This is a genomic window from Sinomonas sp. B1-1 (assembly GCF_050474465.1).
Lineage (GTDB): Bacteria > Actinomycetota > Actinomycetes > Actinomycetales > Micrococcaceae > Sinomonas > Sinomonas flava.
Genome location: NZ_JBCHVF010000002.1, coordinates 126,176 through 152,405, shown reverse-complemented (window position 1 = coordinate 152,405; position 26,230 = coordinate 126,176). Strand labels below are relative to the sequence as shown.

The following is a 26,230-nucleotide window of genomic DNA, read 5'->3' as shown; positions in this document are numbered from 1 at the left end:
CCGTGCCGCTACTCTAGACCAAGGCCTTTCGCCCACGTTCGCCCGAGGGGACTCACTCATGGATACCGTTCAGACCACCGACGCCGACCTCGCCCCCTCCGCCTTCCCCGAGCCGGATGCCCGGGACAGCGATCCCCGCCCGCAGCGGCGCCGACGCGTGCTGCTCAAGCTCTCCGGAGAGGTGTTCGGCGGCGGCAAGCTCGGCGTCGACCCGGCCACCGTCCGGGGGATCGCAGACCAGATCGCCGCGGCGGTCGACGACGTCGAGATCGCCATCGTGGTCGGGGGCGGCAACTTCTTCCGCGGCGCCGAGCTCTCCCTGTCCGGGATGGACCGCTCGCGCGCGGACTACATGGGCATGCTCGGCACGGTGATGAACTGCCTCGCCCTCCAGGACTTCCTCGAGCAGGCGGGCGTCGAGACCCGCGTCCAGAGCGCCATCACGATGGGCCAGGTCGCGGAGGCCTACATCCCGCGCCGCGCCATCCGGCACATGGAGAAGGGGCGGGTCGTGATCTTCGGTGCCGGGGCCGGCCTGCCGTACTTCTCCACCGATACTGTCGCGGCCCAGCGCGCGCTCGAGGTGCACGCCGACGTCGTGCTCATGGCCAAGAGCGGGGTCGACGGCGTCTACACCGCCGATCCGAAGAAGGACCCCACTGCCGAGAAGCTCGACCGGCTCACCTACGACGACGCCCTGCGCCGCGACATCCGTGTCATGGACCAGACCGCCATGACCATGTGCAAGGACAACAAGCTGGACATGGTCGTCTTCGGCATGGAGGGCGAGGGCAACGTCACGAAGGCCATCCGCGGCGACAGCCTCGGCACGCTCGTGACCGTCTAAGCAGGACCCCTTCCTCGCGGCTAGGATGTTCCTAGCCCAGCGGCCGGGCACCGTACCGGCCGCACCCTGAGCTGCAACGATTCCCTTCTAGGAGACAGACGTGATCGAAGAGACCCTGCTCGAAGCCACCGACAAGATGGAGAAGGCCGTCGAGGTGGCCAAGGAGGACTTCGCGTCGATCCGCACCGGCCGTGCCAACCCCGCCCTCTACGCGAAGGTGATGGTGGACTACTACGGCACCCCCACGCCGCTGCAGCAGCTCGCCTCCTTCCAGGTCTCCGATGCCCGCACGATCCTCATCACGCCCTACGACAAGAGCGCCCTGCGCGAGGTCGAGAAGGCGCTGAGCGACTCGGAGGTCGGCGCGAACCCGTCCAACGACGGCAACGTGATCCGCGTGGTGCTTCCGGAGCTCACCCAGGAGCGCCGCAAGGAGTACGTCAAGATCGTCAAGGGCAAGGGCGAGGACGCGAAGGTCTCCATCCGCAGCATCCGCCGCAAGGCCAAGGAGTCGCTCGACAAGCTCGTCAAGGACGGCGAGGTCGGCGAGGACGACGGCGTGCGCGGCGAGAAGGAGCTCGACGTCCTGACCAAGAAGCACGTCGACGCGGTCGACGAGCTCGTCAAGCGCAAGGAATCGGAACTCCTCGAGGTCTGATGAGCACCCCGCATCCCGAGGTGCCGGCGTCCGGGCCTCCCGCACAGGGCGGCCCGGACCTTGGCGACCCCCGGGCGCGGAAGGCTTTGCGGGCCGCGAGGGTCTCGCGCGCCGGACGCAACCTGCCGGCCGCAGTCGCCGTCGGTCTGGTGCTCCTGGCCGCGCTCCTCGCGGGCCTGTTCCTGTGGCCCCTGGGCTTCCTGCTCATCGCCCTGACGGCAGTGCTGCTGGGCTCGTGGGAGGTCTCCCGGGCCCTCGAGGCACACGGCACGCACGTGCCGATCGTGCCTGTCATGGCCGCAACCTTCGCCATTCCCGTGGCGGCGTACTTTGGCGGTCAGGAGGCGCAGCTGTTCACCCTCGTGCTCGGATGCGCGGCGGTGCTCCTGTGGCAGAGCCTCGAACACCTGGAGGGCGCCGCCAAGAGCGTCTTCGCGGGCGTGTTCGTGATCCTGTGGGTCCCCTTCCTCGTGGGGTACGCGGTCCTGCCGCTGCATGACGCGCCGGTCCCGCCGGGCTTCGGACTGTGGCCGGGCGGCATGGTCCCCGCCGGCACGCTCCAGCTCGTGCTCACGCTCCTGCTGGTGGTGGCCAACGACACCTTCGGCTACATCGTGGGTGCCAGCATCGGGAAGCATCCGATGGCGCCGAAAATCAGTCCGAAGAAGTCCTGGGAGGGGTTCGCCGGCTCGGCCGGCGGGGCGATCGTGGTGGGGGTCCTCGGGGCCGTGCTGCTCCTGGGCAGGCCGTGGTGGTTCGGCGTCGTCCTCGCCGTCGTCATGGTCGCCGCCTCGACGGCGGGCGACCTCGCGGAGTCCATGGTCAAGCGGGAGCTGGGGATCAAGGACATGAGCAGCATCCTCCCGGGCCATGGCGGCATGATGGACAGGCTCGATTCGATCCTGTTCGCGACGCCGGCGGCGTACCTCGTGTTCGCGCTGGTGCCGGGTTCCTAGTGGGCGAGCAGGAGGCATGATGGAGCTAGTCAACAGAAGGGGAGGACGCGGCACCGTGGCGCACACCGACGACAGCGCTGCTGCAGGTTTCGACCGGGTAGGGCGCGGCGACCTCGGGTACAGCCCGAAGCAGGTGGAGAAGTTCATGGCCGCCGCGCGCGCCTACCTGGAGGACTCCTCGGCACCCGCCGTGACAAGCCACCAAGTACGCATGGTGTCCTTCGACGCCGTCCGCGGCGGCTTTGATGCGAGCGAGGTCGACGCGGCGCTCGACCGCCTCGAGGACGCGTTCGCGCGGCGTGAGCGCGAGGAGCTCATCGAGCGTTCGGGCGAGGAGGCCTGGCTCAGGGAGATCGGCCAGCTCGCGGGAGTCCTGCGGGGACGGCTGGCGAGGCACGACGGCGAGCGCTTCCGCCGCCCGAGCAGCCAGAAGGCGCCGTCGTACCAGGTCCAGGACGTCGACGCCCTCTGCGTGCGGCTCCTCGACTACCTCGAGAACGGCTCCTCGATGAGCGCCGACGAGGTGCGCACCGCCGTCTTCCGCACGGTGACGGGGCAGGAAGGCTACGAGGAGACCCAGGTCGACGCGTTCCTCGACCGCGTGGTCGAGCTCATGGCCGCCATCGACTGAGGCCGGGACAGCCAGGGCGCGAAGCAGCCCGGCGCGGGCGCAGCCCGGCCAGGCTGCGCGGTCAGTCGGCCGGTTCGGGCGAGTGGATCCGGACGAGGAAGCGGTCCGCCCCGCGGGGGACGCGCCGCCGGCTGGCCCGCGACACGATCGCCATGACGGCGAACGCGAGGGGAACGGTCCACGCCGCGGGCTGGGCACACAGCGCGGCGGCGACCTTCACGGGGGGATCGACGGGACCGCTGGCAGCCGCCGCGGCGCCGAGCACCCCCGAGGCGACGAGTGCGCCCCCGCACGCGAGGGCGCCTGTCACCATCCCGGCGACCGCGCCGACGCTCGTGAGCCGGCGCCACCAGATCCCGAGGACGAGCAGGGGGCAGATCGTCGAGGCGGTGAAGGCGAACACGAGCCCGACGCTGCCGGCGAGGGCCTGCGGGCCCGCACTGAGCGCCGCGACGAGCGGGACGAGCGCGGACAGCGCCGCAGCCGCGCGGAACCCCCGCACGTTGCCGCCGAAGAACTCCTGGCTGATGACGCCGGCGACGGACACGAGCAGGCCCGAGGTGGTCGACAGGAACGCCGCCATGGCCCCGGCCAGCACGAGCGCCGAGAGGGCCGTGCCGAGCGGCCCCGGCACGAGGCGCTGCGGCAGCAGGATCGCGAGGGCGTCCCCCTCGCCGGCCAGCTCGGGCGCCGCGAGGCGGCCCAGGACCCCGAACATGGTCGGGAACACGTAGAACACCGACAGCAGCCCGAGCACGATCACCGTGGTCCTGCGCGCGGTGCGCCCGTCGGGGTTGGTGTAGAAGCGCACGAGGACGTGGGGGAGCCCGAGGGTCCCGAAGAGCAGGGCGACCATGAGCGAGACGGTGCGGTAGCCGCCGTCGGGCGTGCCGAGCTGATTCGGGATGCCGTCGAGCGCGGAGGGGTCCGACGACGGCTCCACGCCCTGGCCCGCGAAGTGCAGCGCGAGGAACACCGCCGGCACGGCGATGGCCGCGAGCTTGAGCCAGAACTGGAACGCCTGGACGAAGGTGATGGAGCGCATCCCGCCCAGCATGACGGCGAGCACGACGACGGCGACCACCGCCGCGGACCCGGTCCAGCCTGGCAGGCCCGTGGTGATGCGCACCGCGAGCGCGGCACCCTGGAGCTGGGGCACGATGTACAGCCATCCGATGAGCACGACGAGGACGCTGGTGGTGCGCCGCGCCGCGAGCGACCCGAGGCGCGCGGCGGCGAAGTCGGGCACGGTGTAGGCGCCTGACCGGCGCAGGGGAGCCGCGACGAAGAGGAGCAGCATGAGGAACCCGGCGGTGTACCCCACCGGGTACCAGAGCCCCGTCGCGCCGGTGACCATGATGAGGCCGGCGACGCCGAGGAAGCTCGCCGCCGAGAGGTACTCGCCCCCGATCGCCGAGGCGTTCCACCACGGCCGGACGGTCCGGGAGGCGACATAGAAGTCCCCCGTGGTGCGGGAGATCCTCAGCCCGTAGAAGCCCACGAGCACCGTCGCCGCGGCGACGAGCCCGATCGCGGAGAGCCCGATCGCGGGGGTCACGGGCGGTCCTCGAGCAGCTCGGCGTAGCGCTGCTCGTTCCGCGTGGCGGCGCGGTAGTAGGCGATGCCGCAGACGACCGCAGCCGGGTACGGCAGGCCGCCGATGAGCAGCCACACGAGCGGCAGCCCGGGGAGCCACGGCAGCTGCGCGGCGAGCTCGGAGACCGCCCAGACGGATCCGATCGCCGCGAGGAACGCGCCCGCGACGACGAGCGCGAGCCGCAGCTGCGAGCGCATCAGGGACCGCAGGACGACGCCGCCCACGTCCGACTGCTCGGCCACCTCGCGGGAGAGGGAGGGGGAGCGCGGGGCCGGCGCGGCGCTCGAGACCGGCGCCGTGACCCGGACCCGCTTGGAGCGGTCGACGGCGCGCATCGCCTCCGGGTCCTCCCCGCCCGGTGCGGTGCTCACGTCAGCGGCCTGATCCTGGTCGCCGCGAGCCGCTCGCGGAGCCCGGGCAGGAGCCGGCGGCTCACGGGCAGCTCCGCGCCGCCGGCGACCACGAACGGCTGCGGGCCCCCGAGCCTCAGCTGCTGCACCGCGTCCATGGCGACGAGGTAGGAGCGGTGGATGCGCACGAACCCGGCCGGGCCCCACTGCCGCTCGAGGTCGGTCAGCGGGACGCGCACGAGGTACGAGCCCTCCGGCGTGTGCAGGCGCGCGTAGTCGCCCTGTGCCTGGACGAACGCGACGTCGTCCCGCCTGATCATCCGGGTCACCCCTCCCTGCTCGACGGTGATGACCTCCGGCGCGGCGTCGGGGTGGGGGCGCGCGCCGTCGTGCTGGTCCACGATCCGCCCCACGCAGCGCTCGAGCCGCTCGGGCCGGACGGGCTTGAGGAGGTAGTCGACGGCGGCGAGGTCGAAGGCCTCGAGGGCATGGTCCTCGTCGGCGGTGACGAAGACGACCGCCGGGGGAGAGGCGAAGCGGGCGATGACGCGGGCGAGCTCGAGGCCTGTGAGGCCGGGCATGTGGATGTCGAGGAAGATCGCGTCCACGTCCTCGCGCTCGAGGACCTTGAGCGCCTCCGTCCCCGAGGTCGCCGTGTGGACCGTCGAGACGCGCTCGTCGCGGCCGAGGAGGTAGGAGAGCTCCTGGACGGCGGGCAGCTCGTCGTCGACGACGAGGGCGGTGATCATGCGCCTCAGTCTAGTGGCGGCCGCACATCGTGCTGGGGCTGCGACTTGGGGATGCGCAGCGTGATGAGCGTGCCCGCCCCGGGGGCCGTCTCGACGACGAGGCCGTGGTCATCGCCGTACACCTGGCGCAGGCGGGCGTCCACATTCCGCAGCCCCACGTGTACCCCGCCGGCGTGCCCGGCGAGGACCTCGCGGAGCCGCTCGGGGTCCATGCCGGCTCCGTCGTCCTCGATCCGCACGATGGCCTCGTTCGGCGAGTCCTCGGCCGTGATCGAGATGTGCCCGACGCCCTCGCGGGCCTCGAGCCCGTGGCGGACTGCGTTCTCGACGAGGGGCTGGAGGCTCAGGAACGGCACGACGGTGCCGAGCACCTCGGGCGCGATGCGCAGGCTCACCTGGAGCCGCTCGCCGAAGCGGGCCCGCTCGAGCAGGAGGTACCGGTCGATGCTCTTCAGCTCCTCGGCGAGGGTGGTGAAGTCCCCGTGGCGGCGGAACGAGTAGCGGGTGAAGTCGGCGAACTCGACGACGAGCTCCCGGGCGCGCCCGGGGTCGGTGAGGATGTAGGAGGCGATGGCGTTGAGCGAGTTGTAGATGAAGTGCGGGCTGATCTGGGCCCGCAGCGCCCGCACCTCGGCCTCCATCAGGAGCGTCCTGGACCGGTCCAGCTCGGCGAGCTCGGCCTGGGTCGCGACCCAGTCCGCGACCTCGCCCGTGGCCCGCACCAGCCCGGCCCCCGCCCCCGGCGACGGCGAGAACGCCACGACGGTGCCGATCACGCGGTTCGCGGCACGCACCGGGGCGACCACCGCTCCGCGCACCGGGCAGTCGCGCTCGGTGCAGCCGGCGGCGGCGCAGTCCAGCTCGGCGTCGTCCACGACGCGCGTGCGGCCGGCGGCGAGGGTCTGCTGCGCGAGGGCCATGACGGTGCTCTGGTGTGCGCTCCCGGCGCCGTCCCAGGCGATGAGCCGGGACTCGTCGGTGAGGGCCAGCGCGGGAGCGCCGAGCATCGAGCGCAGGTGTCCCGCGGCCTTCGCGGCGCCGTCCGGGTCGAGGCCGCCCCGCAGGTACCGGCCGGCCTGGGCGGCCGAGTGGAGGATCGTGTAGCTGGCGCGCTCCGCGTCGCTGCCGAAGTCCCTCCGCGAGCGCCCCACGCGCCAGGCGACGAGGGCCACGACGGCGCCCGCCACCAGCACGAGCGCGATGACCGCGAGCGAGAGCGCATCCTGGGACATGGAGCCAAGGCTATCCGCCGCTCGCCGTCGAGGGTGCGCCGTTCGGCGCACGCCCGCCTCCGCTGGGCGATGCAGGCGCGAAACCTCTGGAACGGCACTCCGGGCGCACGCGAGAGTGATGTGCATCACCCACATGCCGGGGCCGTGATCCCGGCCTCCCGAGGAGGATCCATTGGGCAATGACGCCTCGCGGGACGCGACGGCACAGGCCGCGCATCCCGACTTCCAGCTGGTCCAGTCCAGCGGAGAGTTCCGCGAACTGCGCAGGAGCCACCGCAGCTTCGTCTTCCCCCTCGCCGGAGCGTTCCTGCTCTGGTACTTCCTGTACGTGCTGCTGGCCGACTACGCGCACGACTTCATGTCCATCAAGGTCGCCGGGAACATCACCCTGGGACTCGTGCTGGGCCTGCTCCAGTTCGTGAGCACCTTCGGCATCACCGCGTGGTACGTCCACCACGCCAACAAGAAGCTCGACCCGGCCGCGGAGGCGATCCGCAGCGAGATCGAGCACCACGACTTCGACGCCGCGGCCCGCACCGCCTCGGCCGGAGAGGAGACCCCGCGATGAACCTCGCAGCCAACCTGCAGGAGAGCTCCTGGCTCAACATGGCGATCTTCGCCCTCTTCGTCGCGGTGACGATCGTGATCGTGCTGCGCGCCAGCAAGAACAACAAGACCGCCGCCGACTACTACGCCGGCGGCCGCTCCTTCACAGGAGGCCAGAACGGCACCGCCATCGCCGGCGACTACCTCTCGGCAGCCTCGTTCCTGGGCATCACCGGCGCGATCGCCGTCAACGGCTACGACGGCTTCCTGTACTCGATCGGGTTCCTCGTCGCGTGGCTCGTCGCGCTCCTGCTCGTCGCCGAGCTCCTGCGGAACACCGGCAAGTTCACCATGGCGGACGTGCTCTCCTTCCGGCTCCGCGAGAAGCCGGTCCGCATCGCGGCGGCCATCTCCACGCTCGCCGTGTGCTTCTTCTACCTTCTGGCCCAGATGGCCGGCGCAGGCGGGCTCATCGCCCTCCTCCTGGGCATCTCGGACTGGGCCGGCCAGTCGGTCGTGATCACGGTGGTCGGCGCCCTCATGATCATGTACGTGCTCCTCGGCGGCATGAAGGGCACCACCTGGGTGCAGATCATCAAGGCCGTCCTGCTCATCATCGGTGCCTTCGCCATGACCATCTGGGTCCTCGCGATCAACGGCTTCAACCTCTCCACCCTCCTCGGCAGCGCCGTCGAGGCGGCCGGCGCAGGCGGCGAGAAGATCCTCAACCCGGGCCTGCAGTACGGCAAGTCCGACACCTCCAAGCTCGACTTCATCTCCCTTGGGCTGGCCCTCGTGCTCGGCACCGCCGCCCTCCCGCACGTGCTCATGCGCTTCTACACAGTGCCCACCTCAAAGGAGGCCCGCAAGTCGGTCGTGTGGGCGATCTGGCTCATCGGCGCGTTCTACCTCTTCACGCTCGTCCTCGGCTACGGCGCCGCTGCCCTCATCGGCGCGGACGCGATCAAGGCCGCCCCGGGCGGCGTGAACTCGGCGGCTCCGCTGCTCGCGTTCCAGCTCGGCGGACCGCTCCTGCTGGGCTTCATCTCCGCGGTCGCGTTCGCGACGATCCTCGCCGTCGTCGCCGGCCTGACCATCACGGCGGCGGCGTCGTTCGCCCACGACATCTACGCCAACGTCCTCGCCAAGGGCAAGACCACCCCCGCCTCCGAGGTGAAGGTGGCCCGCCGTACCGTGATCGTGATCGGCATCTTCGCGATCATCGGCGGCATCTTCGCCAACGGCCAGAACGTGGCGTTCCTCGTGGCCCTCGCGTTCGCGGTCGCGGCGTCGGCCAACCTGCCCACGATCCTCTACTCGCTCTTCTGGAAGAAGTTCACCACCCAGGGCGCCCTGTGGAGCATCTATGGCGGCCTCGGCTCGGCGATCCTGCTCATCGCCTTCTCGCCGGTCGTCTCCGGCACGAAGACCTCGATGATTGCCGGCGCCAACTTCGCCTGGTTCCCGCTGAGCAACCCGGGCATCGTCTCGATCCCGCTCGCGTTCCTGCTCGGCTGGCTCGGCACGGTGCTCGACAAGCGGCGCGAGGACCCGGCCAAGCAGGCCGAGATGGAGGTCCGCTCCCTCACCGGCATCGGCGCGGAGAAGGCGGTCTCGCACTAGCGGCCCGCGCTCGCACCGCCCCGGAGGGGGCGCACGACGGCGGCCGGCTCACCCAGGTGGGCCGGCCGCCGTCGCGCGTGCCGGCCAGCTCCGGCGGTGTCACCGCGGCTGGATCTTGATCCCGTCGAGGAGGAGCGGGTCGCCCTCCCACACGTAGGAGAGGCCGAAGGCGCGGCTGCCGCACACGAGGACACCCGAGGCGGTGCCGCGGGGCCGCTGCCCCGGCCGGGCAAGCGACTCGGCCTGCTGGATGTCGGCCGAGCAGGAACCGTCCAGGGCGAGCTCGGTGAGCCTGCTCCTGAGATCCGTGACGGAGAGGTTCTGCTTCAGGGCCGGCGTGAACTGGGCGTGCGCGGCGTCCAGCCGACCCGCGGCGAGATCCTCGCTCATCTGCTCCGAGGCGCGCTTGACCCCCGCGCCGGGGCTGAACACGACCAGGGTGAGCACGATCGCCGCGGCCACCGCGAGTGCCACCGCCCCGCCGCCCACCCCGAGGCCGATCCAGAGCCAGCGCCGGTCCCGCGGCGCCCCGCCGCCGGGGCCGTTCCACAGCTCCTGCTGGGTGGGCTGACGCGGCCGGGAAGGGCCGGCGTGGCTCTGGTTCGGCAGGGACGGAAAGGTCATGGCGGTGTCCTGGGCGCTAGGCGGGCGGTCGCGGGCCCCGCTCGAGCAGCGGGTCCATCCTGAATGGTATGAGGTCGCCCATGGCCAGGGCCGTGTCGGTGCGCTCGACCCCGTCGCACGCGAGGATCTTGCCGTTGATTCGGAAGAGGTCCTCGGCGTCGACCGCGACCACCCGCAGGAGCAGGTCCGCCGTGCCGGTGAGCCCGTGCCCCTCGAGCACTTCCGGGATGCGCGCGATCTCCGCTGTCAGGGAGGCCAGCTTGCGCTGCTGGACGTGGACCGTGATGAAGGCGAGCAGCGGGTACCCGAGCGAGGACGGATTGATGCGTCGGTCGAAGCCGAGGAACACGTGGCCGGCGTCGAGGCGGGAGAGCCGGGCCTGGACGGTGTTGCGGGACAGCCCGAGCTGTTGGGCGAGGGCCACCACGGTGCGGCGCGGGTCCTCGGCGAGGGCCCGCAGAATGCGGGCGTCGGTGGCGTCAACGACGTGCATGCTGCGCAACGCTAGCACGGCGGCTCGCCCTCGCATTGTGCATCCTGCCCATGTTTTGTTCGTTCAGTTGTGCCCCCTGTGCCTTGTGAGTATGGTCACAGTAATTCGAGGCGGACGCGCCCCGACGGCGATGTGTACCGGCAGTGGCGAGCAGTGGAGAAGAGAACGTGTCGATGTACCAGATGACCGCGGGAGCCGACGGCCAACCCGTCCAGCTCCTGGCAGCGGACGGCAGGCGCGCCCACGACGCGCGCTTCGACAAGTACCTGGCGGACGTCGACGGCCCCGGCGGTGCGGACGTCCTCGCGGGGCTGTACGAGGACCTTGTGGTGGTACGGCGCATCGACGCGGAGGCGACGTCCCTCCAGCGGCAGGGGGAACTCGCGCTCTGGCCGCCGTTCCTGGGCCAGGAGGCCGCGCAGATCGGCTCGGGCCGGGCGCTGCGGCCGGACGACTTCGTCTTCTCGAGCTACCGCGAGACCGCGGTCGCGTACTGCCGGGGGGTCGAGGTGGCGGACATGATGCGCGTCTGGCGGGGCAACGCGAACGCGGGCTGGGACCCCTTCGCTGTCAACATGGCTCCCACCCAGGTGATCATCGGCGCCCAGACCCTCCACGCCACCGGGTACGCGATGGGCATCCAGTTCGACGGCGGGGAGTCTGCGGCCATCACCTACTTCGGCGACGGCGCCACGAGCCAGGGCGACGTCAACGAGTCCATGGTCTTCGCCGCCAGCTTCCAGGCGCCGGTGGTGTTCTTCTGCCAGAACAACCAGTGGGCCATCTCCGAGCCGGTGGCCCTGCAGGCCCACGTGCCGATCGCCAACCGGGCCCCTGGGTTCGGCATCCCCAGCGTCCGGGTGGACGGCAACGACGTGCTCGTGTGCCTCGCCGCGACGCGGGAGGCCCTTGAGCGGGCCCGCAGCGGCAATGGCCCCTCCTTCATTGAGGCGGTCACCTACCGCATGGGCCCCCACACGACCGCGGACGACCCGACGCGCTACCGCGACGCGAACGAGCTCGAGGACTGGAGGGAACGTGACCCGATCGCGCGCTTCGAGGCCTACCTGACGGCGCGCGGGATCCTCGACGACGCGCTCCGCGAGCGGGTGGCCGCGAAGGCCGACGACGTCGCCGCGCGCCTCCGCGACGAGACCATCCACATGCCCGATCCCCCGCACGAGGCGGTGTTCGAGCACGTCTACGCCGAGCCGAACTCCTGGCTGGACCGCCAGCGTGACCACTACGAGCGCTACCTCGCGGGGCTCGACGCCGGTCAAGGCCCCGCCGCGGAAGGAGCCTGACCATGGCCGAGATGACATTCGGCAAGGCCCTCAACGCCGGCCTCCGCCGCGCCCTCGAGCGCGACCCGAAGGTCGTCCTCATGGGCGAGGACATCGGCCGGCTCGGGGGAGTCTTCCGCATCACCGACGGGCTGCAGAAGGACTTCGGCGCGCACCGCGTCATCGACACGCCGCTGGCCGAGGCCGGCATCATGGGCACGGCGATCGGCATGGCGTACCGCGGCTACCGGCCCGTCGTGGAGATCCAGTTCGACGGCTTCGTGTACCCGGCGTTCGACCAGATCGTGTCCCAGGTCGCCAAGCTGCACTACCGGACGCGGGGGATGGTCAGGATGCCCCTGACGATCCGCATCCCGTTCGGCGGAGGCATCGGCTCTCCGGAGCACCATTCGGAGTCCCCCGAGGCGTACTTCACGCACACGTCCGGCCTGCGGGTCGTCGCCGTCTCCAATCCCCAGGACGCGTACTCGATGGTCCAGCAGGCCATCGCCTCCGACGACCCTGTGGTGTTCTTCGAGCCCAAGCGGCGGTACCACGACCGGGGCGAGGTCGACGAGTCGGTCGGGCTCGAGGGGCCGCTCGGGCTGTCGATGGGCCAGGCCCGGGTCGTGGCCGAGGGCGGCGACGTCACGCTGGTCGCCTACGGGCCCCTCGTCAAGACCTGCCTCGATGCCGCGGTGGCCGCCTCCGACGAGGGGGTGTCCGTAGAGGTGGTCGACCTGCGCTCGCTCTCGCCCGTGGACTACCCGACGCTCGAGGCGTCGGTGCGGCGCACGGGCCGGCTCGTCGTCGCCCATGAGGCGGGCGAGTCCGGCGGGCTTGGCGCGGAGATCGCCGCGAGCATCACGGAGCGCTGCTTCTACCACCTCGAGCACGCCCCCGTCCGGGTGACCGGCTTCGACATCCCGTACCCCTACTCGAAGATCGAGCACCACCATCTGCCCGACCTCGACCGGATCCTCGACGGGGTCGACCGCGCCCTCGGCCGGCCGAACTCACTCAGCGGGCTGGAGGAGGGCCAGTGACCGTGGCCGAGACGGTGATCCGCGAGTTCCGCCTCCCCGACCTGGGGGAGGGGCTGACCGAGTCCGAGATCGTGGCCTGGCGTGTCTCCCCGGGCGACACGGTGTCGCTCAACCAGGTCATCGCAGAGGTCGAGACGGCCAAGGCCGTGGTCGAGCTGCCGAGCCCCTACTCGGGGCGGGTGGCTCGGCTGCTGGCCGAGCCCGGCACGATCGTCGCGGTGGGAACGCCGATCGTCGCCTTCGAGGTCGCCGCGGAGGCGGCGCGGCTCACCGCTGGGGGCTCCCAGGGGGCCGCCAAGCCGAAGCGCGAGCCCAACCTGGTCGGGTACGGCGCCGCGATCGAGGACACCGGGCGACCGGCCCGGAAGACGAGGGCCTGGGCGGCGTCGAGGCCGGCGCCTGGCGAGCCCGGCGGAACGGAGCAGGCACATGCGCCGGAGCCGGAGGCGGCGCTTGAGCCGGAGGGAGCCCCTGAGCCTCGGGCGGCTGAGCGTCCACGCTCCACCCCGCCGGTGAGGAAGCTCGCCAAGGACCTCGGCATCGACCTCGAATCGCTGACCGGTACCGGAACCCACGGGCTCATCACCCGCGACGACGTGCTTGCCGCGGCCGGAACCCCCGATGTGGGTGCTGAGGCCGCTCAGGAGGCGGCCGGCGTCGTGCGCCCGAGCCCGGGCGAGCGCGAGACCCGAACCCCGATCAAGGGCGTGCGGAAGCTCACGGCGGCTGCGATGGTCGCCAGCGCGTTCACTGCGCCGCACGCGAGCGAGTTCCTGACGGTCGACGTCACGGCGTCGATGGAGCTGCTCGCGCGGCTGCGGGAGAACCGCGCCTACTCCGGCCTGAAGGTCACGCCGCTCACGCTCGTGGCGAAGGCCGTGCTCGTGGCGCTGAGGCGGAATCCGTCGCTCAACTCGCACTGGGACGAGGCGGCGCAGGAGATCGTCCAGTACCACTACGTCAACCTGGGCATCGCGGCTGCGACGCCGCGCGGGCTCGTCGTGCCGAACGTCAAGGACGCGCAGGACCTCACGCTGCCAGAGCTCGCCGAGGCCATTGCCGGGCTCGCGCAGAACGCCAGGGACGGCCGCCCCACGCCCGAGGAGCTCTCCGGGGGGACGATCTCGATCACAAACATCGGCGTGTTCGGGATCGACGCCGGAACGCCGATCCTCAACCCGGGCGAGGCGGCGATCGTCGCCATGGGCCAAGTGCGCCGGCTGCCGTGGGAGTTCCACGGCGAGGTCGCGCTGCGCGAGGTCATGACGCTCTCGCTGTCCTTCGACCACCGGCTGGTCGACGGCGAACAGGCGTCCCGCTTCCTCGCCGACCTGGGCGCGATCCTCGCGGACCCGGGCCTGGTCATCACCATGGTCTGACGGGACGGGACCCCGCAAGCCCCCGCCAAGGACCCCGCAAGCGCGGCGGACCTTGCGGGGTCCCTGCCGGAACGTTGCGGGGTCCCGTCACTCGGGGGCGTTGAGGGCCGCCGTGGCCATCGCCTCGAGGAGCCGGCGGGCGGACGACGCCGGGACGCGCCCCCCGTGCCGGCGCACCGAATGCGGGGTCGAGTTGATGAGCCCGAACACCGCCAGAGCGCGCATGCGCAGCCGCGCGGGGTCCTCGTCCGGGTGGAGCGGAGCGAGGGCCGCCCGCCAGACGTCCACATACGCGAGCTGGAGGGACCGCACGCGCTCGCGGTCGCCCTCGGCGAGGGAGGCCAGGTCCCGGTCCTGCACCCGGATCACGTCGGGCCGCGTGAGCGCAAAGTCCACGTGGAAGGCGACCAGCGCAGCCAGCCGCGCGGCGTCGTCGTGCTCTGCCCCGGCCACGCGCCGGCCTCCCGCGAGGAGCTCCTCGCTGACCCCCACGAGCAGCGCCCCGAGCACCGCCTGCTTGCCGGGGAAGTGCCGGTAGATGGCTGGCCCGCTCACGCCGGCCGCGGCGCCGAGGTCCTCGAGGGAGGCCCCCGCGTACCCCTGCGCGGAGAACAGGCCGGCCGCGGCGTCGAGGATGGCCCGGCGGCGCTCGGCCTTCGCCTGGATGCGCGGGCTGGCTGCCTCTCCCATGTCACTCCTGCGGTTCAGGGGAACCCTGTGCTGGACATCACAGTTAATCCACATTAACTTAGAATCCAGTTAGCCGTCACTAACCGAGTTCGTCGGACCGGAGGTTCAATGGAGACCCTGCTCAGCCGGCTGGACCCCGCAGCAGCCGCGTTCGCCGAGAACGACGCCGCCCAGCGGGCCCTCGCCGCCGAGCTGCACGAGCGCCTCGCGGCGGCCGCGCTCGGCGGCCCGGAGAGGTCGCGCGAGCGGCACGTGGCGCGCGGCAAGCTGCTCCCGCGCGAGCGCATCGACGTCCTGCTCGACGACGGCTCGCCCTTCCTCGAGATCGCCTCCCTCGCGGCGGACGGCATGTACGACGGCGAGTGCCCGGCAGCGGGGGTCATCGCCGGCATCGGCCTCGTCCACGGCCGCCACGTGATGGTCGTCTCGAACGACGCGACGGTCAAGGGCGGCACGTACTACCCGATGACGGTCAAGAAGCACCTGCGCGCCCAGGAGATCGCACTCGAGAACCGCCTCCCGTGCATCTACCTCGTCGACTCGGGCGGCGCCTTCCTCCCGAAGCAGGACGAGGTGTTCCCGGACCGCGAGCACTTCGGCCGCATCTTCTACAACCAGGCGCGCCTCTCGGCGGCGAAGGTCCCGCAGATCGCCGCCGTCCTCGGCTCCTGCACCGCCGGCGGGGCGTACGTGCCTGCCATGAGCGACGAGACCGTGATCGTGCGCAACCAGGGCACGATCTTCCTGGGCGGGCCGCCGCTGGTGAAGGCCGCGATCGGGGAGATCGTCACGGCCGAGGAGCTCGGCGGGGGAGACGTCCACGCGAAGGTCTCCGGGGTCGCGGACCACCTCGCGGACAACGACGAGCATGCCCTCGAGATCGTCCGCAGCATCGTGGAGACGTTCCCGCCGCCGGCCGCGCCGCCGTGGGAGGTGCGTTCCGCCGTCGAGCCCAAGGCCGAGGCGTCGGAGCTCTACGGGGCCGTCCCGACGGACGTGAATGCGCAGTACGACGTGCACGAGGTCATCGCGCGGCTCGTGGACGGCAGCGCGTTCCACGAGTTCAAGAAGGACTACGGCGCCACGCTCGTCACAGGGTTCGCGCACGTCCACGGCCACCCCGTCGGCATCGTGGCGAACAACGGGGTGCTGTTCTCCGAGTCCGCCATGAAGGGCGCGCACTTCATCGAGCTGTGCGACCAGCGCGGGATCCCGCTCGTGTTCCTGCAGAACATCTCCGGCTTCATGGTCGGGCGCGACTACGAGCACGGGGGGATCGCGAAGCACGGGGCCAAGATGGTGACGGCCGTCGCCACGACCCGCGTGCCCAAGCTGACGGTGGTGATCGGAGGCTCGTTCGGGGCCGGCAACTACTCGATGTGCGGCCGTGCGTACTCGCCGAGGTTCCTGTGGATGTGGCCCGCGAGCCGTATCTCCGTCATGGGCGGGAACCAGGCCGCCAGCGTCCTCGCGACGGTCAAGCGCGACCAGTTCGAAGCCCGCGGAGAGGACTGGGCCGACCAGGACGAGGAGGCCTTCAAGGCGCCCATCCGCGCCCAGTACGAGGCCCAGGGCAGCCCCTACTACTCGACAGCCAGGCTCTGGGACGACGGCGTCATCGACCCCGCCGACACGCGCCGCGTGCTCGGCATGGCCCTCGCCGTCGTCGCCCAGTCCCCCCTGCCGGAGACGTCCTTCGGCGTCTTCAGGATGTGAGCGCACCGTGACCCCCTTCACGAAGGTCCTCGTTGCCAACCGCGGCGAGATCGCCTGCCGCGTGATCCGCACGCTCCGGCGGCTGGGCATCGCCTCGGTCGCGGTCTACAGCGACGCCGATGCCGCGGCCCGCCACGTGCGCGAGGCTGACGAGTCCGTCCGCATCGGCCCGGCCGCCGCGGCCCAGAGCTACCTGAGCATCCCGGCCATCGTCGACGCGGCCCGGGCTTCCGGCGCGGAAGCGGTCCACCCCGGCTACGGCTTCCTGAGCGAGAACGCGGCCTTCGCGCAGGCGCTCGCGGACGCCGGCATCGTCTTCGTCGGCCCCGGCGTCGAGGCGCTGGCCGTCATGGGGGACAAGATCCGGGCCAAGAACCATGTGGCGGGCTACGGCGTGCCGGTCATCCCGGGAGTGTCGGAACCGGGCCTGTCCGACGCGGACCTCGTGGCGAAGGCCGACGGCGTGGGGTACCCGCTGCTCATCAAGCCCTCCGCAGGGGGCGGCGGCAAGGGCATGACCGTCGTCGAGTCCGCGGCCGAGCTCCCTTCCGCGCTCGCGGCCGCGCGACGCGTCGCGACTGCGGCGTTCGGGGACGGGACGCTCCTGCTCGAGCGGCTCGTCCGGGCGCCCCGGCACATCGAGGTCCAGGTCCTCGCGGACGTCCACGGCACGACGATCCACCTCGGCGAGCGCGAGTGCTCGCTCCAGCGGAGGCACCAGAAGGTCATCGAGGAGGCGCCGTCCCCGCTCCTCGACGCGCAGACGCGTGAGCGGATCGGGGCGGCCGCGTGCGACGCCGCGCGGTCGGTCGGGTACGTCGGCGCGGGAACGGTCGAGTTCCTCGTCTCCGACGAGGCCCCGGACGAGTTCTTCTTCATGGAGATGAACACCCGGCTCCAGGTCGAGCACCCGGTCACCGAGATGGTCACGGGGGTCGACCTCGTCGAGCAGCAGCTCCGGGTCGCCGCCGGGGAGCCGCTGGCCATCGCCCAGGACGACGTCCGCCTGGACGGGCACGCGATCGAGGCCCGCGTCTACGCGGAGGTCCCCGCGCGTGGGTTCCTCCCGGCGACCGGCCGCGTCGAGCTGCTGCGCGAACCCGGGTCCGCTGACCCGGAGGGCGCGCCGGTGCGGGCAGGCACGCACGACGCCGGCGCCCGGGTGCGCGTGGACAGCTCGCTCCTGGCGGGACTCACCATCGGCTCGGACTACGACCCGATGCTGTCCAAGTGCATCGCGTGGGGCCGCGACCGGGCCGAGGCCCTCTCGGCCCTCGACGCCGCGCTCGCCGACTACACCGTGCTCGGCGTCGCGACCAACATCGAGTACCTGCGCCTCCTCCTGGCGGATCCCGACGTGCGCGCCGGCCACCTCGACACGACGCTCATCGAGCGCCGCCTCGAGCACCTCGCCTTCAGGGCGCCCGGCGAGCCGGAGTACGCCGCCGCCGCCCTCATCGCCGCGCAGGACCCGGCCGGCCCTGCAGGCGCGGGCCCCTCAGGAGCGGGCCCCTCAGGCGCGGGCGCGGCAGGCGCTGGCCCGTGGGCGCCGGACGGCTGGCGGATCAGCGCCCCGGCGCCGCCGCGGGTCACCCTCGGCACTCCGGACGGGGGCATCGCCACGGTGAGCGTCGGGCCCTCCACCGTGCGCCTCGACGGCGGGCCGGAGCGCAAGGCGACCCTGGCCCCGGACGGGCCGGGCGTCGTCGTGCTCGCCCTCGACGGCGAGGACCGCCGCTACGCGTGGGCGGATGCGACCGAACCGACGGGGGAGCGCACTCTCCTCCTCGGCGATGCGGGATGGTCGGTCGCGCTGCCGGTCCTGGGCCGGGCAGCCCGCCTCGAACGGGTGCGCGCGGCTGTGCACCGCCACGAGGGCGAGGCGGATCCCGAGGTCCGCACGCCGATGCCCGGCACCGTCGTCTCGGTCGCGGTCGAGCAGGGCGCGCGCGTCGAGGAGGGCCAACCCCTCGTCGCGGTCGAAGCCATGAAGATGGAGCACCAGCTCGTCGCCGCCCTCGCCGGAACGGTCCAGCTCCACGTGACCCCGGGCGCCCTGGTCAAGGCCGACCAGGTCGTCGCCACCATCACCCCGTCCGCTGGCTGACAGGCCCGCCAACCACCCTCAGGAGGACCCCCATGGTCGACTTCCAGCTGTCCGACGAGTACAAGGAGCTCAGCGACACGGTCCGCGAGTTCGCCGACGAGGTGGTCGCCCCCGTGGCAGGGAAGCACGACGAGGAGCACAGCTTCCCCTACGAGGTCATCGCGCAGATGGGGGAGCTGGGCCTGTTCGGGCTTCCCTTCCCCGAGGAGTACGGCGGCATGGGAGGGGACTTCTTCGCCCTCGCCCTCGCGCTCGAGCAGCTGGGCAGGGTGGACCAGTCCGTCGCCATCACGCTCGAGGCCGGCGTCTCCCTCGGCGCGATGCCCATCTACAAGTGGGGCACCGAGGAGCAGAAGCAGACGTGGCTCCCGGACCTCGCTGCCGGGAAGAAGCTCGCCGGCTTCGGGCTGACCGAACCGGAGGCGGGCTCCGACGCCGGGGGAACTAAGACGACCGCGCGGCTCGAGGACGGGCCGGACGGGAAGCAGTGGGTCATCAACGGCTCGAAGGAGTTCATCACGAACTCGGGCACGGACATCACGAGCTTCGTGACGGTCACCGCCGTCACCGGCACGGGCCAGCGCGACGACGGGAGCCCGCGGAAGGAGATCTCCACAATCATCGTCCCGTCTGGGACGCCGGGGTTCCGGGCGGAGAAGGCCTACAACAAGGTCGGCTGGAACGCCTCGGACACCCACCCGCTCTCGTTCAAGGACGTGCGCGTCCCGGAGGAGAACCTCCTGGGCGAGCGGGGACGCGGGTACGCCAATTTCCTCACCACCCTCGACGAGGGGCGCATCGCGATCGCGGCCCTCGGCACAGGCGCCGCCCAGGGCTGCGTGGACCTGTCGGTGAAGTACGCCAAGGAGCGCAGCGCGTTCGGGCACCACATCGGCACCTACCAGGCGATCCAGTTCAAGATCGCCCGCATGCAGGCCCGGGCGCACACAGCCCGGCTCGCATACTACGACGCGGCGGCGCGGATGCTCGCCGGGAAGCCGTTCAAGACGCACGCGGCGATCGCGAAGATGGTCGCCGGAGAGGCCGCCATGGACAACGCGCGCGACGCGACCCAGGTGTTCGGCGGCTACGGGTTCATCAACGAGTCCGCCGTGGCGAGGCACTACCGGGACTCGAAGATCCTCGAGATCGGCGAGGGCACCACCGAGGTCCAGCTCATGCTCATCGCGCGCGAGCTCGGGCTGTGAATCGGCCTCTAGCCAAACTCCGCGGGCCTGCCGTTGGATGGGGACAGCGGACTTCACACGGAACGAGGAGGGGCACGTGATCGACAAAGTGGTGGCGAGCGCCGAGGAGGCGGTCGCGGACATCGACGACGGCGCGTCGCTCGCCGTCGGAGGCTTCGGCCTGTGCGGCATCCCCGTGGCGCTCATCGACGCCCTGCACCGCCAGGGCACGAGGGACCTCACCACGATCAGCAACAACTGCGGCGTGGACGACTGGGGGCTCGGCATCCTCCTCTCCGACGGGCGCATCCGGCGGACCATCAGCTCCTACGTGGGGGAGAACAAGGAGTTCGCGCGGCAGTTCCTCGCCGGCGAACTCGAGGTGGTCCTCACCCCGCAGGGCACCCTCGCGGAGAAGCTCCGTGCAGGCGGTGCCGGCATCCCGGCGTTCTTCACGGCGGCCGGCGTAGGGACACTCGTCGCCGAGGGCGGCCTCCCGCAGAGGTACGACGCCGAGGGGAACGTCGTGCTCGCCTCCTCGCCGAAGGAGGTGCGCGCCTTCAACGGGGCCGACTACGTCCTGGAGGAGTCGCTGACCCCGGACTTCGCGCTCGTCCACGCCCAGAAGGCCGACCGCCACGGCAACCTCGTGTTCCACGCGACGGCCATGAACTTCAACCCGCTCTGTGCCATGGCAGGGAGGATCACGATCGCCGAGGTCGAGGAACTGGTCGAACCGGGCGAGCTCGACCCCGAACATGTCCACCTGCCGGGCATCTTCGTCCAGCGGATCGTGCACGTCCCGGCGGGGAGCCCGCACAGCGAGAAGAGGATCGAGAAGAGGACGGTGTCCTGAACCATGCCCTGGACGCGCAACGAGCTCGCCGCCCGCGTGGCGCGGGAGCTGAGGAACGGACAATACGTGAACCTGGGCATCGGGATGCCCACGCTCATCCCCAACTACATCCCCGCGGGCGTGGAGGTGGTGCTGCACTCCGAGAACGGCATCCTCGGCACCGGACGGTACCCCCACGAGGACGAGGTGGACCCGGACCTCATCAACGCGGGCAAGGAGACCGTGACAGTGAACCAGGGCGCCGCGTTCTTCGACTCCGCCACGTCCTTCGGGATGGTCCGCGGCGGCCACGTGGACGTGGCGGTCCTGGGGGCCATGGAGGTCTCCCAGAACGGGGACCTCGCCAACTGGATGATCCCGGGCAAGATGGTCAAGGGCATGGGCGGCGCCATGGACCTCGTCTTCGGCGCCAAGCGGCTCATCGTGATGATGGAGCACACCGACAGGAACGGGAACCCCAAGATCCTGCGCGAATGCACGCTGCCCCTGACCGGCCGCGGCTGTGTGGACCGGATCATCACCGACCTGGCGGTGATCGACGTCGTGCGCGACGGGGTGGGCGCCGGGATGGAGCCCGGCACCGGCTCCGTGCTGGTGCTGCGGGAGCTCGCTCCCGGTGTGACCGAGGACGAGGTCGCGGCGAAGACCGGCGTGGACCTCGAGGTGGAGATCCATGACAACGAGCCCTGATCCCGCAGCCGGCGGCGAGGACGCGCCGCGCGTCATCGAGCAGCGGGGGCTGTACTACGACGAGCTCGAGGAGGGCGTGGTCTACGCGCACCGGCCCGGCCGGACCGTCACGGAGGCGGACAATGTCCTCTTCACGACCTTGACCATGAACACCCAGGCGCTCCACCTCGACGCTGCGTGGAGCGCGGGCCAGCCGTTCGGGCAGCGGCTCGTGAACTCGATGTTCACGCTGTCCACCATGGTCGGCCAGTCGGTCGCGCAGCTGACCCAGGGCACGATCGTCGCCCAGCTGGGCCTCGGCGACGTCGCGTTCCCGCACCCCCTCTTCCACGGCGACACCCTCTACACCGACACGATCGTGACCGAGAAGCGGCTCTCGTCCTCGCGGCCGGGACAGGGGATCGTGACGATGGAGCTCACGGGACGCAACCAGGACGGCGTCGTGGTGGGCCGGGCGCGGCGGTCGTGCCTCATGTGGCTCCGCGACGCGCACCGCGCGGGCGCCTAGGCTGGGCGCATGACGCCGATCAGCTCGCCCGGGTTCTCCATGGGCCCTGCCCTCCTGTTCTGCCCCGCCGACCGCCCCGAGCGCTTCGCCAAGGCGGCCGAGCGCGCCGACGCCGTCATCCTCGACCTCGAGGACGCCGTCTCCCCGGACGCGAAGGCGGAGGCGCGCCTGAACCTCGCCGAGGTCCCGCTCGACCCCGAGCGGACCATCGTGCGCGTCAACTCGGCCGGTCCGACGCTCTCCTCAGGGGACTTCGAGGCCGATCTCGAGGCGCTCGAGGCCACCCCCTACCGCACCGTCATGCTCGCCAAGGCCGAGTCCCCGGAACAGCTCGCGCTCCTGCGCCAGTACCGCGTCATCGCCCTGTGCGAGACGGCTGCGGGCGTGCTCGCCGCGCCGTCGATCGCGGCGGAGCCGAACGCTGTCGCCCTCATGTGGGGCGCGGAGGACCTGGTCGCCTCCCTCGGCGGCACCTCGAGCCGCGCCGGCGACGGCGCCTACCGCGCCGTGGCGCTGCACGCGCGCTCCTCGGTGCTGATTGCCGCCGGGGCATGCGGCAAGGCCGCGATCGACGCCGTCTACACCGACATCCCCGATCTCGACGGGCTCGCCGCCGAGTCCGCGGACGCCGTCGCTTCCGGGTTCGCGGCGAAGGCGTGCATCCACCCGTCACAGGTTGCGGCCGTCCGCGCGGCCTACGCGCCCACGCCCGAGGCTGTCGAGGCCGCGCGCGAGCTGCTCGCCGCCGCCGAGGACGCCGGGGCGGCCGTGTTCCAGTTCCACGGGAAGATGATCGACGGCCCGATCCTGAGGCATGCCGAGGCCGTGCTCCGACGCGCAGGCCTGGACTAGGACCGGGCCTGGACTCAGGCCTGGGCTAGGGGCGATCGGGCGTGCTGCCGGCGCCCGTCTCGACCACGGGCCAGTAGACGTCGGTGCGCCACGTGGAGGAGTCCGGCTCCTGGCCCGGGTCCGACATGTAGACCTCCCACACGGCCTGTCCCGGGGCGAACCCCTGCCCCTGGATCCAGGCGGCCATGCTCTGGTACGTCTCCGAGAGCCCCTCGTAGGGGCCGAGGTGCGTTCCAGCGGCCACCCGGCCGCCAGGGAGGGTGCTGGCAGAGACGCCGTCGCCCTCCGTGAACCCGGCCTCGACCGGGAAGCCCGCCTCCACGTCCACCGTGTCGGAGGGCATGCCCGTGTACTTGGCGAACGGCGGCCCGACCGGCTGCGCCCCCTGCTTGCCGAGGGCGGCCATCACCGTGCCGTAGACGTTGTCGAAGAAGGACTTGAGCTGGTCCATCGGGATGCGGTCGCGGACGACGGCAGTGGGCTGTTCGGTCAGCTCTTCGAGCCTGAACTCAGTCATATGCCCATCCTGCCGGGCCTGCCGGGGCGGCGAAAGGGCCCACGCGGCCCTCGGGCCGATCAAGGCGGTGATGTGCCATGGGTCTCGCGGTAGTGTGACGTTTGACCAGAATCCCCCTAGACGGAATCTTTCTGAGGATTATTGCACTGTAAGGAATGACGCCCCGCCGCGCGGGACGCAGTCCATCAATCCAGCAAGGAGCAGAGCAATGTCTCAGCGCGTACTCATCACAGCCGGTGCCGGCGGCATCGGTCTCGCCGTCGCCAAGGCCTTCGTGGCCCAGGGCGCCCGCGTGCACATCTCGGACATCAACGCGGACGCGGTGGCCAAGATCGTGGCCGAGAACCCGGGCGTCACCGGCAGCGTGGGCGACGTGAGCAGGTCCGAGGACGTCGACGCGCTGTTCGCCGACGTGCGTGAGCAGCTCGGCGGCCTCGACGTCCTGGTCAACAATGCCGGCATCGCAGGCGCCACCGCTCCCGTGGAGGAGTACCCGGCCGACACCTTCGCCGCCGTCCTGGGCGTCAACCTCATCGGAACGTTCACCGTGACCCAGCGCGCGATCCCCCTCCTGAAGGAATCCGAGGCGGCCTCGATCATCACGATGTCCTCGCTCGCCGGCCGCTTCGGCTACCCGAACCGGGTCGCCTATTCGACCACCAAGTGGGGGCTCGTGGGCTTCGCCAAGACCCTCTCGATGGAACTCGGTCCCTTCGGCATCACCTCGAACACCATCCACCCCGGTGCCGTCGACGGCCCCCGCATCATGGGCGTCTTCGAGGGCCGCGCCAAGGTCTCCGGCCGCACCGTGCAGGAGGAGATCGACAGCGCCATGGCCAACCAGTCGGTGAAGAAGTTCATCGACCCCGACGACATCGCCGCCCTCATCCTTTTCCTCGCGGGCCCGCACGCCCGCACCATTTCGGGCCAGATGTTCCCGATCGACGGCGACTCGAAGGCGGCGCAGTAGGAATGGCCGCCTTCGCAGCCTCCGCCGGACGGGCGCTGGAGAACCCCGACGCCCGCCGTGGCCTGTGGAAGGGACGCGGCGCCGTCATCGTCGGCCTCGTCCTCCTGGGCATCGGGCTCCGGTACGCGATCACCGGGATGTCTCCCCTCCTCTCCGACGTCCGCGCCGCCCTGGGCATCGACACTGCCGGCGCCACCCTCCTCGGCATGCTGCCGACGCTCTCCTTCGGCGTGGGCGGTTTCCTCGCCCCGGCCCTCGTGCGCCGGTGGGGGCCCGAGGCGACGGCGCTCATCGCCGTCGTGCTCGCTGCGGTCGGCGCCCTCCTGAGGCCGTTCGGCGGCGGGACGCTGCCGTTCCTCGGGCTGACCGCCGTGGCGCTCGTGGGCATGGGCCTCGGGAACGTGGCCGGTGCCCCGCTCGTGAAGAAGTACTTCCCGGACCGCCAGGCGTCCATGATCACCCTGTTCTCGCTCCTGATGCAGGCCGGTGCCACCCTCCCCGCGATGACGGCGCTGCCCCTGGCCAACGCCGTGGGCTGGCAGGGCTCTCTCGCCTCATGGGGCCTGCTCTCCCTGATCGCCGTGCTCCCGTGGGCGGCCCAGTTCGTCGCCTCGCTCCGCGCCAGGCACGACGCCGGCAGCGGCACCCGGGTGCCGACGTCGCCCGCGCTGAAGGTGGGCTTCGGTGAGCTCGTGAGGAGCCCGGTCGCGTGGGGCACCGCGGTCTTCTACGCGATGGCCTCGCTCAACACCTACGCCATGCTCGCCTGGCTGCCCACCATCCTCGCCCAGTACGGGGGCCTGTCCAAGGCAGACGCCGCGGGCGCGTTCTCGATCTTCACGTTCATGACCCTCCCGATGGCTGTCGTCACGCCGCTGCTCGCGAACCGCCTCAGGAACCCGACGTGGCTGGCCGTGGCACTCGCCGCGACACTGCCCGTCGGCTACCTCGGCCTCCTGAGCCACGCCGGCCCCGCCTGGGTCTGGGTCTTCGTGGCGGGCATCTCCGGCGGCGCCTTCCCCTTCGCGATCGCGATGTTCAACCTGCGCACGCGCACGACGGCGGGCTCGGCCGGCGTGGGCGGGTTTGCCATGGGCATCGGCTACCTCGCAGGCACCCTGGGCCCGCTCGTAGGCGGAGGGCTCTTCGCCGCGACCGGCGGCTGGGCCGCGCCGCTGTGGGTGTATGTGGCGACATTCGTGCCCATGGCCCTCGGCGCCGTCATCATGGCCAGGCCCGGCCGTTACGTCGAGGACGCCCTGGGAACGCGGTCACCGGAGGCTGGCTCCCCGGCCACCGTGGGCTAGGGTCACTGGAGAACCATGGCGGAGGAACCTGTGAACGCGAAGTCCCCGGCGGGAGCGTCGCCCGTCGAATCGGTCGACCGTGCGCTGCGGCTCGCGCTGGCGCTCCGCGCGGGGGAGCCGCTGACCGTGGCCGGCGCCGCGCAGCTCCTGGATGTCGCGCCGTCGACCGCGCACAGGCTCCTGAACGCGCTCGTGCACCGCGGCTTCGCGGTCCAGGAGAGGGACCGGTCCTACACGGCCGGTCCCGTCTTCGTCGGCCGGCCGGCGGAGGTCCCTCACGAGACCCTTCGGCATCTCGCCCTGCCCGTGCTCCAGGAGCTCGGCGCGCGCATCCATGAGACTGTCCAGGTCATGGTGCTGAGCGGCAACAGCGTGCGCTTCCTCGACGGCGTCGAGGCCACCGACCGGAACCTGCGGATCGGTGCGCGGCGCAACGACCTCATGCCCGCGTACTGCTCCGCGGGAGGCAAGGCGATCCTGGCGGAGATCGCCAACCCGGAGCTGGAGGCCCTCTACCGCGGGGGCCTGACGCCGTGGCCCACGGCACGCTTCACCACGCTCACGGCGCTCAAGCGCAATCTGGCCACCGTCCGCAGGGTCGGCTACGGCACGAGCATCGAGGAGACCGAACAGGGCGTGCGCGGCCTCGGGGTCGCCGTGAACGGCCCGGACGGGAAGACCGTCGCCGCGCTCACGGCCGCGGTCCCGTCGGTGCGCTTCCGCCGCGAGGAGACCGCGCCGATCGTCGCGGCGCTCCACGACGCCGCCGAGGCCCTCGCCGAGAGCCTCAGGCGGGCCGCGGCAGAGGGCTAGACG

27 protein-coding genes are annotated in these 26,230 nt (G+C 71.5%); 19 read left to right on the top strand and 8 right to left on the bottom strand.

The annotated features are described in order from the left end of the window. The first annotated feature begins 58 nt into the window (after window positions 1–58). The 4 genes from pyrH to ACQ5BE_RS05380 all read left to right on the top strand — a co-directional run bounded on the left by pyrH (window position 59) and on the right by ACQ5BE_RS05380 (window position 3,092). Complete coding sequence (gene pyrH / locus ACQ5BE_RS05395) at window positions 59–847, top strand: UMP kinase (protein ID WP_208712149.1); 789 nt, start codon at window positions 59–61, stop codon at window positions 845–847. Window positions 848–947: 100 nt separating this feature from the next. Next, window positions 948–1,505, top strand: coding sequence for a ribosome recycling factor (gene frr / locus ACQ5BE_RS05390; RefSeq protein WP_208712150.1), 558 nt, complete (start codon window positions 948–950; stop codon window positions 1,503–1,505). Then, entirely contained in the window at window positions 1,505–2,461 is a 957-nt protein-coding gene (locus ACQ5BE_RS05385; RefSeq protein WP_430295942.1) for a phosphatidate cytidylyltransferase, read from the top strand. The genes frr and ACQ5BE_RS05385 overlap by 1 nt, the downstream gene beginning before the upstream one ends. A 55-nt stretch (window positions 2,462–2,516) precedes the next feature. After that, window positions 2,517–3,092, top strand: coding sequence for a DivIVA domain-containing protein (locus tag ACQ5BE_RS05380; protein WP_430295941.1), 576 nt, complete (start codon window positions 2,517–2,519; stop codon window positions 3,090–3,092). Window positions 3,093–3,153: 61 nt separating this feature from the next. Here ACQ5BE_RS05380 and ACQ5BE_RS05375 read toward each other — a convergent pair whose 3' ends face one another. Genes ACQ5BE_RS05375 through ACQ5BE_RS05360 form a run of 4 tightly spaced genes read right to left on the bottom strand, consistent with a single transcriptional unit; the run spans window position 3,154 to window position 7,020 of the window. Then, entirely contained in the window at window positions 3,154–4,650 is a 1,497-nt protein-coding gene (locus ACQ5BE_RS05375; RefSeq protein WP_430295940.1) for a cation acetate symporter, read from the bottom strand. Further along, window positions 4,647–5,060, bottom strand: coding sequence for a hypothetical protein (locus ACQ5BE_RS05370; RefSeq protein WP_255405595.1), 414 nt, complete (start codon window positions 5,058–5,060; stop codon window positions 4,647–4,649). Before ACQ5BE_RS05370 ends, ACQ5BE_RS05375 begins: the two co-directional genes overlap by 4 nt. Beyond that, complete coding sequence (locus ACQ5BE_RS05365) at window positions 5,057–5,788, bottom strand: LytR/AlgR family response regulator transcription factor (RefSeq protein ID WP_344299734.1); 732 nt, start codon at window positions 5,786–5,788, stop codon at window positions 5,057–5,059. Before ACQ5BE_RS05365 ends, ACQ5BE_RS05370 begins: the two co-directional genes overlap by 4 nt. 5 nt (window positions 5,789–5,793) lie before the next feature. After that, complete coding sequence (locus tag ACQ5BE_RS05360; RefSeq protein ID WP_430295939.1) at window positions 5,794–7,020, bottom strand: sensor histidine kinase; 1,227 nt, start codon at window positions 7,018–7,020, stop codon at window positions 5,794–5,796. A 172-nt stretch (window positions 7,021–7,192) separates the two neighbouring features. On the opposite strand from ACQ5BE_RS05360, the gene ACQ5BE_RS05355 reads away from it, so the two are divergent. Both ACQ5BE_RS05355 and ACQ5BE_RS05350 read left to right on the top strand, forming a co-directional pair. After that, window positions 7,193–7,588: a DUF485 domain-containing protein gene (locus ACQ5BE_RS05355; protein ID WP_430295938.1), complete on the top strand. Its 396-nt coding sequence runs from the start codon at window positions 7,193–7,195 to the stop codon at window positions 7,586–7,588. Further along, window positions 7,585–9,189, top strand: a complete 1,605-nt coding sequence (locus ACQ5BE_RS05350) for a solute symporter family protein (RefSeq protein ID WP_208712157.1) — start codon at window positions 7,585–7,587, stop codon at window positions 9,187–9,189. Before ACQ5BE_RS05355 ends, ACQ5BE_RS05350 begins: the two co-directional genes overlap by 4 nt. A 99-nt stretch (window positions 9,190–9,288) precedes the next feature. On the opposite strand, the gene ACQ5BE_RS05345 is transcribed toward ACQ5BE_RS05350, so the two are convergent. Continuing rightward, window positions 9,289–9,813, bottom strand: coding sequence for a hypothetical protein (locus ACQ5BE_RS05345; RefSeq protein WP_430295937.1), 525 nt, complete (start codon window positions 9,811–9,813; stop codon window positions 9,289–9,291). Window positions 9,814–9,829: 16 nt separating this feature from the next. Continuing rightward, the gene (locus ACQ5BE_RS05340; RefSeq protein WP_208712159.1) at window positions 9,830–10,306 is read right to left on the bottom strand and encodes an Lrp/AsnC family transcriptional regulator; all 477 of its coding nucleotides are present in this window, start codon (window positions 10,304–10,306) and stop codon (window positions 9,830–9,832) included. Between the two features lie 173 nt (window positions 10,307–10,479). On the opposite strand from ACQ5BE_RS05340, the gene pdhA reads away from it, so the two are divergent. From pdhA to ACQ5BE_RS05325, 3 genes are read left to right on the top strand one after another with little or no spacing between them, the layout of a single operon-like run. Continuing rightward, on the top strand, window positions 10,480–11,610 hold the full coding sequence (gene pdhA / locus ACQ5BE_RS05335) for a pyruvate dehydrogenase (acetyl-transferring) E1 component subunit alpha (protein ID WP_430296276.1): 1,131 nt from the start codon (window positions 10,480–10,482) through the stop codon (window positions 11,608–11,610). 2 nt (window positions 11,611–11,612) lie between these two features. After that, complete coding sequence (locus ACQ5BE_RS05330) at window positions 11,613–12,635, top strand: alpha-ketoacid dehydrogenase subunit beta (RefSeq protein WP_430295936.1); 1,023 nt, start codon at window positions 11,613–11,615, stop codon at window positions 12,633–12,635. Between the two features lie 2 nt (window positions 12,636–12,637). Next, window positions 12,638–14,014, top strand: a complete 1,377-nt coding sequence (locus tag ACQ5BE_RS05325; protein ID WP_430296275.1) for a dihydrolipoamide acetyltransferase family protein — start codon at window positions 12,638–12,640, stop codon at window positions 14,012–14,014. Window positions 14,015–14,101: 87 nt separating this feature from the next. On the opposite strand, the gene ACQ5BE_RS05320 is transcribed toward ACQ5BE_RS05325, so the two are convergent. Beyond that, window positions 14,102–14,704, bottom strand: a complete 603-nt coding sequence (locus ACQ5BE_RS05320; protein WP_430295935.1) for a TetR/AcrR family transcriptional regulator — start codon at window positions 14,702–14,704, stop codon at window positions 14,102–14,104. A 108-nt stretch (window positions 14,705–14,812) separates the two neighbouring features. Between ACQ5BE_RS05320 and ACQ5BE_RS05315 the strand changes: the two genes are divergently transcribed. From ACQ5BE_RS05315 to ACQ5BE_RS05285, 7 genes are all read left to right on the top strand, one after another. Beyond that, window positions 14,813–16,420: a carboxyl transferase domain-containing protein gene (locus ACQ5BE_RS05315; protein WP_430295934.1), complete on the top strand. Its 1,608-nt coding sequence runs from the start codon at window positions 14,813–14,815 to the stop codon at window positions 16,418–16,420. A 7-nt stretch (window positions 16,421–16,427) separates the two neighbouring features. Beyond that, window positions 16,428–18,527: a biotin carboxylase N-terminal domain-containing protein gene (locus ACQ5BE_RS05310; RefSeq protein ID WP_430295932.1), complete on the top strand. Its 2,100-nt coding sequence runs from the start codon at window positions 16,428–16,430 to the stop codon at window positions 18,525–18,527. Window positions 18,528–18,559: 32 nt separating this feature from the next. Further along, window positions 18,560–19,735, top strand: coding sequence for an acyl-CoA dehydrogenase family protein (locus ACQ5BE_RS05305; protein WP_430295931.1), 1,176 nt, complete (start codon window positions 18,560–18,562; stop codon window positions 19,733–19,735). 76 nt (window positions 19,736–19,811) lie between these two features. Then, window positions 19,812–20,570 (top strand): CoA transferase subunit A, encoded by a 759-nt coding sequence (locus tag ACQ5BE_RS05300; RefSeq protein WP_430295930.1) that lies wholly within the window; start codon window positions 19,812–19,814, stop codon window positions 20,568–20,570. Between the two features lie 3 nt (window positions 20,571–20,573). Beyond that, window positions 20,574–21,260 (top strand): CoA transferase subunit B, encoded by a 687-nt coding sequence (locus ACQ5BE_RS05295; protein WP_430295929.1) that lies wholly within the window; start codon window positions 20,574–20,576, stop codon window positions 21,258–21,260. Continuing rightward, complete coding sequence (locus ACQ5BE_RS05290) at window positions 21,244–21,768, top strand: MaoC family dehydratase (protein ID WP_430295928.1); 525 nt, start codon at window positions 21,244–21,246, stop codon at window positions 21,766–21,768. Before ACQ5BE_RS05295 ends, ACQ5BE_RS05290 begins: the two co-directional genes overlap by 17 nt. Before the next feature lie 9 nt (window positions 21,769–21,777). After that, on the top strand, window positions 21,778–22,620 hold the full coding sequence (locus ACQ5BE_RS05285) for an HpcH/HpaI aldolase/citrate lyase family protein (protein WP_430295927.1): 843 nt from the start codon (window positions 21,778–21,780) through the stop codon (window positions 22,618–22,620). Window positions 22,621–22,645: 25 nt separating this feature from the next. Here ACQ5BE_RS05285 and ACQ5BE_RS05280 read toward each other — a convergent pair whose 3' ends face one another. Next, window positions 22,646–23,137 carry a GyrI-like domain-containing protein gene (locus ACQ5BE_RS05280; protein WP_208712169.1) on the bottom strand — a complete coding sequence of 164 codons (492 nt, stop codon included), beginning with the start codon at window positions 23,135–23,137 and terminating at the stop codon, window positions 22,646–22,648. A 208-nt stretch (window positions 23,138–23,345) separates the two neighbouring features. Here ACQ5BE_RS05280 and ACQ5BE_RS05275 point away from each other — a divergent pair, with 208 nt between their 5' ends. The 3 genes from ACQ5BE_RS05275 to ACQ5BE_RS05265 are packed head-to-tail and all read left to right on the top strand — an operon-like array spanning window position 23,346 to window position 26,227. Continuing rightward, entirely contained in the window at window positions 23,346–24,107 is a 762-nt protein-coding gene (locus tag ACQ5BE_RS05275) for an SDR family oxidoreductase (RefSeq protein ID WP_430295926.1), read from the top strand. A gap of 2 nt (window positions 24,108–24,109) precedes the next feature. Beyond that, on the top strand, window positions 24,110–25,414 hold the full coding sequence (locus ACQ5BE_RS05270; protein ID WP_430295925.1) for an MFS transporter: 1,305 nt from the start codon (window positions 24,110–24,112) through the stop codon (window positions 25,412–25,414). A 15-nt stretch (window positions 25,415–25,429) separates the two neighbouring features. Further along, window positions 25,430–26,227, top strand: a complete 798-nt coding sequence (locus ACQ5BE_RS05265; RefSeq protein ID WP_430295923.1) for an IclR family transcriptional regulator — start codon at window positions 25,430–25,432, stop codon at window positions 26,225–26,227. Window positions 26,228–26,230: the final 3 nt, after the last annotated feature.